Annotated in this window: 14 protein-coding genes; 6 read left to right on the top strand and 8 right to left on the bottom strand. The window is 64.6% G+C overall.

All coding sequences use genetic code 11. From position 1 onward, the window contains the following. Position 1: 1 nt before the first annotated feature. From FRF71_RS14835 to FRF71_RS14810, 6 genes are all read right to left on the bottom strand, one after another. Positions 2 to 280 (bottom strand): HPr family phosphocarrier protein, encoded by a 279-nt coding sequence (locus tag FRF71_RS14835; RefSeq protein ID WP_147091385.1) that lies wholly within the window; start codon positions 278 to 280, stop codon positions 2 to 4. Between the two features lie 31 nt (positions 281 to 311). After that, positions 312 to 716 carry a PTS sugar transporter subunit IIA gene (locus tag FRF71_RS14830; protein ID WP_147091384.1) on the bottom strand — a complete coding sequence of 135 codons (405 nt, stop codon included), beginning with the start codon at positions 714 to 716 and terminating at the stop codon, positions 312 to 314. 82 nt (positions 717 to 798) lie between these two features. After that, complete coding sequence (rapZ, locus tag FRF71_RS14825; RefSeq protein ID WP_147091383.1) at positions 799 to 1,719, bottom strand: RNase adapter RapZ; 921 nt, start codon at positions 1,717 to 1,719, stop codon at positions 799 to 801. Further along, positions 1,716 to 2,171 (bottom strand): HPr kinase/phosphorylase, encoded by a 456-nt coding sequence (locus FRF71_RS14820; RefSeq protein ID WP_147091382.1) that lies wholly within the window; start codon positions 2,169 to 2,171, stop codon positions 1,716 to 1,718. Before FRF71_RS14820 ends, rapZ begins: the two co-directional genes overlap by 4 nt. Then, positions 2,168 to 3,745, bottom strand: coding sequence for a sensor histidine kinase (locus FRF71_RS14815; protein ID WP_147091381.1), 1,578 nt, complete (start codon positions 3,743 to 3,745; stop codon positions 2,168 to 2,170). Before FRF71_RS14815 ends, FRF71_RS14820 begins: the two co-directional genes overlap by 4 nt. Then, entirely contained in the window at positions 3,738 to 4,484 is a 747-nt protein-coding gene (locus tag FRF71_RS14810) for a response regulator transcription factor (protein WP_147091380.1), read from the bottom strand. The genes FRF71_RS14815 and FRF71_RS14810 overlap by 8 nt, the downstream gene beginning before the upstream one ends. A 238-nt stretch (positions 4,485 to 4,722) precedes the next feature. Between FRF71_RS14810 and FRF71_RS14805 the strand changes: the two genes are divergently transcribed. Continuing rightward, the gene (locus tag FRF71_RS14805; RefSeq protein WP_147091690.1) at positions 4,723 to 6,324 is read left to right on the top strand and encodes a phosphoenolpyruvate carboxykinase; all 1,602 of its coding nucleotides are present in this window, start codon (positions 4,723 to 4,725) and stop codon (positions 6,322 to 6,324) included. Positions 6,325 to 6,370: 46 nt separating this feature from the next. After that, positions 6,371 to 6,826 (top strand): hypothetical protein, encoded by a 456-nt coding sequence (locus FRF71_RS14800; protein ID WP_192900017.1) that lies wholly within the window; start codon positions 6,371 to 6,373, stop codon positions 6,824 to 6,826. A gap of 12 nt (positions 6,827 to 6,838) precedes the next feature. Here FRF71_RS14800 and FRF71_RS14795 read toward each other — a convergent pair whose 3' ends face one another. Then, the gene (locus FRF71_RS14795; protein ID WP_238339282.1) at positions 6,839 to 8,662 is read right to left on the bottom strand and encodes a DUF885 domain-containing protein; all 1,824 of its coding nucleotides are present in this window, start codon (positions 8,660 to 8,662) and stop codon (positions 6,839 to 6,841) included. Between the two features lie 253 nt (positions 8,663 to 8,915). Between FRF71_RS14795 and FRF71_RS14790 the strand changes: the two genes are divergently transcribed. Continuing rightward, the gene (locus FRF71_RS14790) at positions 8,916 to 9,353 is read left to right on the top strand and encodes a hypothetical protein (protein ID WP_161597990.1); all 438 of its coding nucleotides are present in this window, start codon (positions 8,916 to 8,918) and stop codon (positions 9,351 to 9,353) included. A gap of 3 nt (positions 9,354 to 9,356) precedes the next feature. Then, entirely contained in the window at positions 9,357 to 9,563 is a 207-nt protein-coding gene (locus tag FRF71_RS14785) for a hypothetical protein (RefSeq protein ID WP_147091377.1), read from the top strand. A gap of 4 nt (positions 9,564 to 9,567) precedes the next feature. On the opposite strand, the gene FRF71_RS14780 is transcribed toward FRF71_RS14785, so the two are convergent. Further along, positions 9,568 to 10,224, bottom strand: a complete 657-nt coding sequence (locus FRF71_RS14780) for an alpha/beta hydrolase (protein WP_147091376.1) — start codon at positions 10,222 to 10,224, stop codon at positions 9,568 to 9,570. Positions 10,225 to 10,355: 131 nt separating this feature from the next. Here FRF71_RS14780 and FRF71_RS14775 point away from each other — a divergent pair, with 131 nt between their 5' ends. Continuing rightward, positions 10,356 to 11,447 carry a cysteine desulfurase family protein gene (locus FRF71_RS14775; RefSeq protein WP_147091375.1) on the top strand — a complete coding sequence of 364 codons (1,092 nt, stop codon included), beginning with the start codon at positions 10,356 to 10,358 and terminating at the stop codon, positions 11,445 to 11,447. 3 nt (positions 11,448 to 11,450) lie between these two features. Next, the gene (locus FRF71_RS14770; RefSeq protein WP_147091374.1) at positions 11,451 to 11,783 is read left to right on the top strand and encodes a 2Fe-2S iron-sulfur cluster-binding protein; all 333 of its coding nucleotides are present in this window, start codon (positions 11,451 to 11,453) and stop codon (positions 11,781 to 11,783) included. Positions 11,784 to 11,798 lie beyond the last annotated feature (15 nt).

Below are 11,798 nucleotides of genomic sequence, written 5' to 3'. Positions count from 1 at the left end.
ATTAGTCTTCGCCGAACCCGTCCTTGACCAGGCCGACCAGCTTGAGCAGCGCAGGTTCACAGCCTTCGCCGCTGACGATGATCTCTACGCTGTCACCCTTGGCCGCGCCGAGCATCATCAGGCCCAGGATTGAACCGCCGGCGGCCTCGTTGCCATCCTTTTCAACCCGCACGGTCAGGCCATTGCAGAGCTGCGCCACGGCATTGACGAACTTGGCGCTGGCCCGCGCATGCAGGCCCCGGTTGTTGACGATTTCAACGGTTTCGCGCGCCTCAGCCATTTGCCTGTTTCCCCACCCCAAAGCCGGCCGTTCATGCGTCCTGGCCAAGAAACTCCGACGCGATCGTGATATAGTTGCGGCCGGCATCGCGCGCGGCTTCGGTCGCCTTCTGCAGCGTCATGCAGGTGCGGGCCTTGGCCAGGCGGATCAGCATCGGCAGATTGATCCCGGCAATCACTTCGACCTTGCCGGCTTCCATCAGCGAAATCGCCAGGTTGGATGGGGTGCCACCAAACAGGTCGGTCAGGATGATCACGCCATTGCCGCCGTCGACATTTTTCACCGCGTCGGCAATCTCGCGGCGGCGGGCTTCCATATCATCGTTCGGGCCAATGCAGACCGTGGCGACCGCATCCTGGCGGCCGACGACATGCTGCATCGCATGGACAAATTCCTCGGCAAGCTTGCCGTGTGTCACCAGGATCAGGCCGATCATGCGGGGGGAATGCTCCGAACTGCCAGCCCGGCGAATCCCGCCGGAAAGTGGCGCAGGGCCATGACGCCGAACGAAGGCACGGTCAATGCTTTCCTTCGACCAGGTCAGCCGCGCGCGAACCAAGGTTGCGGTGGATCACCGTCGGGGTAAGCCCCGCTTCGTTCAGGGCGATGGCCAGTTGTTCGGCCGAATAAACCGAGCGATGCCGCCCGCCGGTGCAACCAAAGGCAATGTTGACATAGGCCTTGCCCTGGGCGGCATAGCGCGGAAGCAAGGTCAGCACGAGGTCGCGAATGCGGCCAAAGGCATCTTCCCAGGCAGGATCTCGGGCGATGTGTTCACCGACCGCGGCATCGCGACCGGTCAATGGACGCAGGCCCGGATCCCAGTGCGGGTTGTCCAGAAACCGCATGTCGAAAACCAGGTCGGCAATCGGCGGCATACCGCGCGAGAAGCCAAAGCTGGTAACCGTCACGGTCGTTCCGGCCGGAGCGCTGTGGGCAAAACGCTCGCGGATGGCCTGCTGCAAATCGTTGCTGGTGAACTCGGTCGTCGAGATCACCATATCCGCCCAGCGCCGTAGCGGTTCAAGCAGCTCGCGTTCCGATGCGATGCCGGCGGTGACCGGCAGGTCCTGCGCCATGGGGTGGCGACGGCGGGTTTCGTTGTAACGTCGTTCCAGCTCGGCCCCGCCGCAATCGAGGAACAGCGTGGTCAGTTCAAGGTCCGGGCGTTGAACCAGCTTCTTGACCCGATCGATCACCTTGTTGGGATCAAAGCCGCGGGTCCGGGCATCGAACCCGATCGCCAGCGGCGGGCGCAATTCGCTGCGCGGGGCATCCGGGCTGTCAATCAGGCGATCGAGCAGCCGGATTGGAAAGTTGTCAATCGTCTCCCAGCCCAGGTCTTCCAGGACCTTGAGCGCCGTCGTCTTTCCGGCACCGAGCAATCCGGTGACAAGGAGCACGCGTTGCCGCGGCGGGGCGGAATCGATTGCAGTCATGGTCGCGGGCCAATGTGGGACTGCTCTGCGCCAAATGAAAGCCCCCAGCGTTCCAGCGCCGCCTCGGCCCGCAAAGCTAGTACCGGGCTTTCGGGCCAGAGCGCCAGGCCAGGCAGTTCAATGCCTTCGATCAAGACGGCTTCAGGCTCCTCGGGCAAGCGCGGGGCCGCTGGATCGAGCCGCAGAGCCAGGGCGATCGGCACGAAGCTGGTCACAGGCCTGGTCAGAATCCCGACATTGCGAACTTCGATCAGGCCTGCGATGCGGGGTGGGGGGAAGGCGCGCAGCACGGCACCCTGGGCCTCGACGCTTAGGCCGTCATCGCCCACCAGCATCGCGCCGCGATCGATCAGGGCCAGGGCGAGGCTTGACTTGCCTGACCCCGGCGGGCCCTGGATCAGCACGCCGCGCCCGCCGATTGCCACGCAGGTGGCCTGGATCAGCCGGCTCATTCGGCCTCCTCCGCCACTTCGGGCAGCGGCAGGTGCAGCACCAGGCAGGCGCCGCGCCGGCCATCGGAGCGGTCCAGTGCGGTCAGCGAGCCGTCGTGCGCCTCGGCAATCGTCCGGGCGATGGCAAGGCCCAGGCCCGAGTGGCTGCCAAAATCCTCGCTTTGCGGGCGCAACGAATGGAAGCGTTCGAATACTTTCTCGCGCGCCTCCTCGGGGATGCCTGGGCCTTCGTCGCTTACCGCAAGTTCGAGTAGATCGCCTTGCCGCTCAAGCGTGACCGTCACCACCCCGCCAGCCGGAGAGAACGAAACGGCGTTGTCGAGCAGGTTCTCGAGCACCCGTTCGAGCCGCGCCGCATCGCCTGGAACGTCCCAGGGACCGGTGCCGAGTGGACTGACCTCGATCCGGCAGCCGGCATGCGTGCCGCGCTCGGCCCGGGCCGCCACCAGCGAGCGGGCGAGGGCCAGCATGTCCACCGGCTCGAACCGGGTGCGCGAAAGCTCGGCATCGATCCGGCCGGCTTCGGCAATTTCGGTGATCAACCGGTCGATCCGGCGCAGGTCGTGCGCGGCGATTTCGGTCAGTTGCCGGCGCAGCGCTTCGTCCTTGACCTTCCCGAGAGATTCCAGCGCGGAGCGGAGCGAGGCAAGGGGATTCTTGATCTCGTGGGCGACATCGGCGGCAAAGCTTTCGCCCGCATCGATCCGGTGGCGCAGCGCAGAGGACATGTCGGAAATGGCGCGGGCGAGCAGGCCGATCTCGTCGCGCCGCTCGGGCAAGCGGGGCACCACGACCTGGCGCTCGCGGCCAAGGCGCACCCGGATCGCCGCACGGACCAGCTCACGCAAAGGCTGGACGATGGTTCGGGCAAGGAACAACGAGAGTTGGATTGAAATGATCAGCGTGACCGCCAGCACGATCGCCAGCGTCTGACGGGCATCGCGCACGCTCTGCGTCACGTCGCGGGCATTGCGGGTGGTCAGCAGCATCTCGCCACTGGTGCCAACAGGCGTCGCGGCATTGATCACCGGGGTCTCATCGGGTGCAGCGCGACGTTCAACCACCGTGGCCTTCAGGCGAGCTGCTTCGCCCAGTTCAGGCCACGCGGCGCTATTGTCCACAACAGGGTCAGCATAGGCCGAGCCAGCCGCATTGCCGATCAGGAAGTTCATCCCGGCATCGAGCCAGCGGGCTGCGTGCTGGTACCAAGGCTCAGTAGCGGGATCTACCAGGGCATAGGTCGGCGGAGCCAGTTTGAAACTGTCGAGCAGCAGCCGGCCGCTGGTATCGTAGAGTCGCAAACGCAGGGACTGTTCGCGGCCGATCCGGGCCATCAGCGTGGCCCGATGATTGTGCGATGCAAAAGCGAGTCCCTGGGCCGCAATCTGCGCTTCGGCCCGGGCCAGCTGATAGCGCTCGGCGAACAACTGATTGCGGTACGAATCGAGGTAGAAGAGGCTCCCCGCCATCAGTCCCAGGGCGATAATGTTCACCGCCAGGATCCGCGCCGTCAGCGAGGCCCGCCGGGTCCAGTCGCGCCGCCGCGCAAGGCGAGGGCGGAGCGGCTCAGCCATCGCTGAACGAATAGCCGGCACCATACAGGGTATCGATCGCGGCGAATTCGGGATCGACCACCCTGAACTTGCGGCGCAGGCGCTTGATGTGGCTGTCGATCGTGCGGTCGTCGACGAACACGTCCTCGCTGTAGGCCGCGTCCATTAACTGGTTGCGGCTCTTTATGACGCCAGGGCGCATGGCAAGGGCTTCAAGGATCAGGAACTCGGTAACCGTCAATGAAACTGGTTGCTTGCGCCAAGTGACGCGGTGGCGCGCCGGGTCCATCTCTAGCGCACCGCGCACGATTGCCGTGCTCGGCTGAGCATCAGGTGTGGCATTGTCTTCAGCTTGGGCTGCCTCGGCCTTGACCAGTTCAGTCCGCCGCAGGATCGCGCGGATCCGGGCGACGAGCAGGCGCTGGCTGAACGGCTTGGTGATGTAATCGTCCGCGCCAAGCGACAGGCCCAGCGCCTCGTCCGTTTCCTCGTCTTTGCTGGTCAGAAAAATGACCGGGAGAGGGCTCTTGGCGCGGAGCTGGCGAAGCAGTTCGAACCCGTCCATGCGCGGCATCTTGATGTCGCAGACCGCCAGGTCAGGCGGGTTTTCCAGCAGAGCCTTGAGCGCAGTCGCGCCATCTGAATAGACCCGTGTCGCAAAGCCCTCGGCCTGGAGCCCGATCGACACGCTGGTCAGGATGTTGCGGTCATCATCGACCAGCGCGATTGTCTGCAGGGGGCTGGCGGGCGTGGCGTCCATTGGGTCCGTTCGGGCGTCCAGTGCGGGGCTATTCGGTTACCGCCTTCATCTGCTGGTGACAATCTTGCTGGTGCGGTTGCCCCCGCATTCGATTTTCATCGGGATTCGGACCTGTTGCAGCGTTCAGCAGTTTGACGGGTGCGGCCCGCGTCGCTATGCGCGCTGGCGAATCCCTGCATTCGTATGCAGAACCCCCGGCGGAGCGCCTTCGCGACCCGTCTTGAACACGGAGACGACCTTGACCGCTGCGCTGTCCTACCCGCTCGCCAATCAGGGTATTGCCACCGATGCCACGATCCACGCGAACCTCGGCACCGCGCCGCTTGTGGAGCATGCGCTGGCTAACGGCGAAGGCATCCTGGCCAAGGACGGCCCGCTGGTGGTCGAAACCGGCAAGCACACCGGCCGCAGTGCCAAGGACAAGTTCATCGTCCGTGATGCGCTGACCGACGGCACCGTGTGGTGGGGCAAGACCAACGTCGAAATGAGCCCGGAACACTTCGCCGCGCTCAAGGCCGATTTCCTCGCCGAACTGGCGAAGCGCGATACGCTCTACGTGGCCGATCTGTTCGGCGGCTCACAGCCTGAACATCGCGTCAACGTCCGCGTCATCAACGAGCTCGCCTGGCACAACCTGTTCATCCGCACGCTTCTGGTCCGGCCGACTGCGGCCGAGCTGGATGGTTTCGTGCCGGAATACACCATCATCGACCTGCCCAGCTTCGTGGCCGATCCGGCTCGTCATGGCTGCCGCAGCGAAACCGTGATCGCGGTCAACTTCACCGAGAAGCTGATCCTGATCGGCGGCACCAAGTATGCGGGCGAGATGAAGAAGTCGGTCTTCGGCATCCTCAATTACCTGCTGCCCGAAAAGGGCGTAATGCCGATGCACTGCTCGGCCAATATTGGCCCGGACGGCAAGACCGCTGTGTTCTTCGGCCTGTCGGGCACCGGCAAGACCACGCTCTCTGCCGATGCCAGCCGTACGCTGATCGGCGATGACGAACATGGCTGGTCGGATACCGCCGTCTTCAACTTCGAGGGCGGCTGCTATGCCAAGATGATCCGCCTGTCGCCTGAGGCAGAGCCGGAAATCTTCGCCACTACCAAGCGCTTCGGCACAGTTCTGGAAAACGTCGTGATCGACCGCGAGACCCGGGAACTCGATTTCGACGACAACTCGCTGGCCGAGAATAGCCGCGGATCCTACCCGATCGACTTCATTCCGAACGCCTCGGAAGACAACCTTGGTCCGGTCCCGGCCAATCTGATCTTCCTTACCGCCGATGCCTATGGCGTTCTCCCGCCAATCGCGCGGCTGACCCCGGACCAGGCAATGTATCACTTCCTTTCGGGTTATACCGCGCGCGTCGCCGGGACCGAAATCGGCGTGACCGAACCGGAAGCGACCTTCAGCACCTGCTTCGGTGCACCGTTCATGCCGCGCCACCCTTCGGTCTATGGCAACCTCCTGAAGGAACGGATCGCGAAAGGCGGGGTGAAGTGCTGGCTGGTCAACACCGGCTGGTCGGGCGGCAAGGCGACGATGCCGGGGATCAGCCGCATGCCAATCAAGGCCACCCGGGCGCTGCTCAACGCCGCGCTTGATGGCAGCCTCAACGATGCCGAGTTCAAGAAGGACTCGAACTTCGGCTTCGAAGTGCCGGTTGCAGTGCCGGGCGTCGATAGCAAGCTGCTCGACCCCCGCGGGGCTTGGGCCGACGGTGCAGAATACGACAAGACCGCCCAAGACCTGGTCCGCAAGTTCATCGACAACTTCGCGCAATTTGCCGACCACGTTGATGAAAGCGTTCGTCAGGCGGCCCCCACCGCCGCCTGATCCGGCCCGGAACTTCCGGGCCTCGTGATGAGACCCGGAGTTCCTGATGTCTGAAGATTTCGACCTTTCCTGGCCGATCCGCCGGTTTGCCGACGCCGCCGCAGTGCGCCGCATTGGCAACGGCTTGCTCGATTGCACCTTGCCGCGCGCCGAGTGGACGCATGAAGCGCATCTGGCCGCCTGTCTGTGGCTGCTGACCGAGCGGCCTGACATTCTGCCTGAGCGTGACCTGCCCGCGATCATTCGCCGCTACAACGAAAGCGTCGGCGGGGTGAACGATGATACCCAGGGCTATCACGAGACCCTGACCCAGCTGTATATCCGCGGGGTCCGGCGGTTCTTGACGGATTCCCGGGCCGATGGTCTGGCTGAACGGGTCAATGCCCTTTTGAGCAGCGCCGTGGGCGCGCGCGAATGGCCACTGCGGTTTTACAGCCGTGAAGTGCTGTTCTCGGTTGCGGCGCGGCGGGGATGGATCGCGCCCGAACTTACTCCGATCTAGTCGGTTCGACCTCTAGCCCTGCTTGGCGGCGATGTAGCGGTCCACGTTCTGGGCCAGGACATCGAGCGGGACATTGCCGCCGCCCACCACTGCATCGTTATAGTCCCGCAGATCGTACTTCGAGCCAAGCGCTGCCTTGGCCCGGTCGCGCTGATTGAGGATCTCGCTGTGACCGATCTTGTAGCCACAGGCCTGGCCGGGCCAGGAGCAATAGCGATCGACTTCGCTTGAAACCTCGGCACGGCCTGAACCGTTGGTGTTGGCAAACCAGTCAATCGCCTGTTCGCGAGTCCAACGCTTGGCGTGTAGCCCGGTATCGACCACCAGGCGGCAGGCACGGAAGGCAATGGACTGCAGGTAGCCCAACTGCCCGACCGGATCGCCTTCGTAGGCCCCCAACTCATCGCCCAGCGTCTCGGCATAAAGCGCCCAGCCTTCGGAATAGGCGTTGAAGGCCAGCAAGGTGCGGATCAGCGGGAGCCGGTTGGCATATTCGCCCTGCCAGACGTGCCCGAAAATCCCTTCATGGAAGGCCAGGGTTGGCAAGCTGTAGCGGCTGTGCAGCTCGGTCGTGCTAAGGTTGATCCAGATCTTGCCCGGGATTGATCCGTCGATCGAGCCCGCTCCGCCATAAGCTCCAGGCGCACCAGCTTCCTCGGCCGGGGGCAGACGGCGGATCTCCAGGTTGCCCTTTACCGGGTGCCCAAACGCGCGCGGCGCCTGGGCGCGCATATAGTCGACCTTTGACTGCATGAGCGCAATGATCTCGGCCCGGCCCTTGTCATCATTGGGGAAGGTAAAGCGCGGGTCCTTGCCCAGCGCGGTCATCCGTTCGCCCACCGTGCCGCTGGTATAGCCAAGCGAACGTAGAATTGGGTTCATCCGGCCATGCAGCAGCGCGAGCTGTTCCTGGCCGATCTGGTGGACTTCCTCCGGCGTGCGGGCGGTCGTCGTGCTGGCAGACAGGCCCCAAGCGTACCATTCATCGCCGCGCGGCCGTGCCCACAGGCCGGCGTCGCTGGTGGCGAGCGTGCGTTGCAGCTTGAGTTCGGCCAACTGGCGTTCGAGAGCGGCTGCGACTGGTCCGGTCGATAAAGCCTTGGCGCGCGCCTCCCAATCCCCTGGAATCGTAGCGGTGCGGCGCACCAGAGACCGCGTCAGGTCGCCGCCATCGCGCAGGCTCGCCAACTGCGTTTCCATCTGCCGGATCGCTTTGTCGAGCAGGAACGAAGGAGGCACCAGGCCCATGCCGCGGGCCGACTGGATCCGGTCCAGCTCGCCCTCCAGCAGCGCTGGAAAGGCACCAAGGCGGGCGAGGTAAGCTTCCGCATCGAACGCATTGCGGACTGGATGATCGCTGTCGAGGAAGCGCGGGATATCAAGATAACCGCCGACATTCTGGATTACGACATAGGGCGTATTGCGCCAGCCGCCGACTGCCACGTCGCCATATGGCAGATCAAAGCCCTTAAGCGAGGTGCGGAAGGCGCTGCGGACCACAGCCAGGCTCGTGCGCGTGTCGGGATCGAGCGCTTCGCCGTTGATCGCCTCCACCTGCTTGAGCCCACGCCGCAGCACTGCTGCCGTGGCCTTTTGCCCGGCGGCGGAGCGATCACCCAGCCTGCCGCGCAGTGCGGCGTGGGCGCCGGTGTCGATCCCAAGCGAGGTTGCGCCCTCGGGGCTCTGTTCGATCAGCTGCCAGGCCAGCGAATCGAGCAGGGCGGCAGCGCTGTCCGGTTTGCTGGCAGCGGCCAAGCGGTTGGCGCAACCCGGAAGAATTGCTGCGGTGGCCGTCGCCCCAAGCAGGTGCAGGCTCTGGCGACGGGAAAGTGACATGGATTCCATGGCCTAATCGTGCTGCGCCAAACGCCCCCTGTCAAATCTGAGCGGAACCTCAGGATAACTACGCGATACAATTGGCAGCAACCCTGCAATTGGCATAACGTAGCAAGGCCCAGGGGTCGCATCCGGGTAGAACAAGTGCAGAAGCCGATGAGTACTCCGAATGCCTGACCCCGGCTTGCTAGATGTCCTGCGTCGCAGTGGCGGGGTTGTTGCCATTGCCCGCCAGCTGGACATTGCCCCGCCCATGGCCCTGGCCGCCGCGACTGCGCTACTGCCACTGGTCCGCGCGGGCTTTCGGCGCGATGTCGAGCAGGCTGATAACCGCTCGGCCGGATTGACCTCCCAGCTGGAATGGCTGGAGGAACTGGGCGGCGGTGCAATGGCCAGCGCCGTTTTGCAGAACGACCAGGCCGGGCCGCATCTGGGTGAGGCGATCGTAGCCCGTATCTTCGGTCCAGGTCTGACCCAGCAGGTCGTCGCGGCAGCAGCTGCGCAAAGCGAGCTGCCGAGCGAAATCGTGGCGCAGGTCCTGCCTCTGCTAGCGATGCTATCAGGCGGATATGTCTCGGCGCGCGCCGGGCATATGTCGGAGGCGGACCGTCTGGCTGAGCTTGGGCCGCTGCTCGATCTAGCGGGTGCCCCCAATCCACTTGACGCCCTGATCGGCAGCGCCGACGACTAGGCGATGATCACCACCGTCCTGTCGCTGCTGACCCTGGCTGTCCTGCTGATGCTTGCCGGTGCCGCGCTACAATGGCGGCGGGGCGAGCGGCGCAAGGCAGCGCTGCTGGTGATCCTGGCGCTGGTCGCCGGGATCAATGTCGCGATCTGGACTGTGCCTTACGACAGCGGCGAAGCGCCCGTTGCTCGCGCGGACGAGAAGCCCGCCTGAACACTCAGCGGATCGGGCAATCCGGGGCGAGGCGCATGTCGAGGTAGTTGTCGACCGCGCGCATCATATCGTCGAGCTCGTTCTCGAAAAAATGGTTGGCGCGGGGAACTTCATCATGATGGATCGTGATGTGCTTTTGGGTGCGCAGCTTATCGACCAGCTTTTGCACCGCGCCCGGGGTTACCACCGTATCCTGAGCGCCCTGGATGATTATGCCCGAGGCGGGGCAGGGGGCAAGGAAGCTGAAATCATACATGTTGGCGGGTGGGGCGACCGAGATGAAGCCGCGGATTTCCGGACGGCGCATCAGCAGCTGCATGCCGATCAGCGCGCCAAAGCTGTAACCGGCGATCCAGGTCGTGCTGGCTTCCGGGTGGATGGACTGGACCCAGTCAAGCGCTGCGGCCGCATCGCTCAACTCGCCGATACCGTTGTCAAAGCTGCCCTGGCTGCGGCCGACGCCGCGGAAGTTGAAGCGCAGCGTGGCAAAGCCACGCGCCTGGAAGGTCTTGTACATCGCCATGGTGATGCGATCGTTCATCGTCCCGCCGGCCTGGGGGTGCGGGTGCAGGATCATGGCGACCGGCGCGCGCGGACGGGTGGCGGGCTGGAAACGCCCTTCAAGGCGACCTTCGGGGCCGGGGAAGATGACTGACGGCATGGCGGTACCTGCTTCTTGGCTGCTCCACCCAGGGGCCGCCGGAGAAAACGGCGCACCGGACCAGATGGGGCTATGATCGGGAGAGAGGCGCTATATAGAAACGGACCTTCGAAAAGCAACTTTTCCGAACCATGACCGGCAAACCCATCTATCTTGACCACCAGGCCACCACGCCGCTTGCGCCCGAGGCGCTGCAAGCCATGCTGCCCTGGCTGTCCGGCCCCGAGTCCTTGGGCTTTGCCAATCCCCATTCGATGCACCGGGCCGGGCGGGCCGCAGCGGCAGCGGTGGAAGTGGCCCGCGAGCAGGTGGCCAGCCTTCTCCCCAGGGGCGGGCGGGTGATCTTTACCAGCGGCGCGACCGAGGCGCTCAACCAGGCGCTTCGTTCGGTCACGCGCGGTGCCATCGCCTATTCCGCGATCGAACATTCCGCTGTGGTCAACGCCGCGATTGCGAGCGGCGAAGCGGTTCACGAGCTGCCGGTAAGCGCGCAGGGCCTGGTTGATCCGGAAGTGGCTCTGCCGGACGGCGTAGGCCTGGTCGCAGTCATGCAGGTCAATAACGAGATCGGTACGATCCAGCCGGTCGAACGCCTGGCCGAACGCGCGCAAGAGGCGGGGGCGCTATTCCTCTGCGATGCGGTCCAGGGCGCTGGCAAGCTTGCTCCACCCGAAGGTGCGGACCTGATCGCGATCACCGCGCACAAGCTTTATGGTCCTAAGGGGATCGGTGCTCTGTGGGTCCGGGATGGCGTCAAGATCGGCCCATTGATCGCCGGGGGCGGCCAGGAAAGCGGTTTGCGTTCAGGTACGCTCAGCCCTGCCCTTTGCGCCGGGTTCGGCGCGGCTGCAGCGCTGGCCAAGGCACGGATGGAACAGGACTTCCAGCACCTGTCCGGCCTTGCTGAACTGGCTCGCTCAGTCCTGTCCCGCTGGACTGTGAACGGCAGCGAAAGCGCGCGCTGGCCCGGCAACCTCAGCCTGCGATTGGCAGGGCTGAATTTCCCGCGCCTCCTCAGCGATTGCCGCGACATCGCCTTCTCGGCTGGATCTGCTTGTGGCAGCGGCACGGGAGCACCCAGCCGGGTGTTGACCGCAATCGGGTTGGAACCGGCTGAGGCCCGCAATTCGATTCGCCTTGGTTTCGGCCGCTATACCACCCATGACGAAGTTGAAACGGCCTGCCGCGCGCTCGAAGCCGCCGCCCAGGCCCAGGGAGTCTGATTAATGCCCAAGGTTACCTTCATTACCGCCAAGGGCGATCGCGTCGAGGCCAAGGCTGCTGAAGGAGACCGGCTGCTGGAAGTGGCGCAGAATGCAGACATGCCGCTTGAGGGCACCTGCGAAGGGCAGATGGCCTGTTCCACCTGCCACGTGATCATTGGCAAGGACTGGTTCGGCAAGCTCCCCCGTGCAAGCGAGGACGAGGAGGACATGCTCGATCTTGCCGCCGGGGTCACCCGCACCAGCCGGCTCGCCTGCCAGATCGTCCTGACCGCGGCGCTCGACGGGCTGGAAGTGCGGATTCCGGGGGAAAGCCACAACATGCAACGCCGCTGACCCTTGGCGGCAGGA

The sequence above is a fragment of the Novosphingobium ginsenosidimutans genome (assembly GCF_007954425.1).
In the GTDB taxonomy this organism is placed as follows: domain Bacteria; phylum Pseudomonadota; class Alphaproteobacteria; order Sphingomonadales; family Sphingomonadaceae; genus Novosphingobium; species Novosphingobium ginsenosidimutans.
This window is presented reverse-complemented; position numbering and strand designations above follow the sequence as displayed.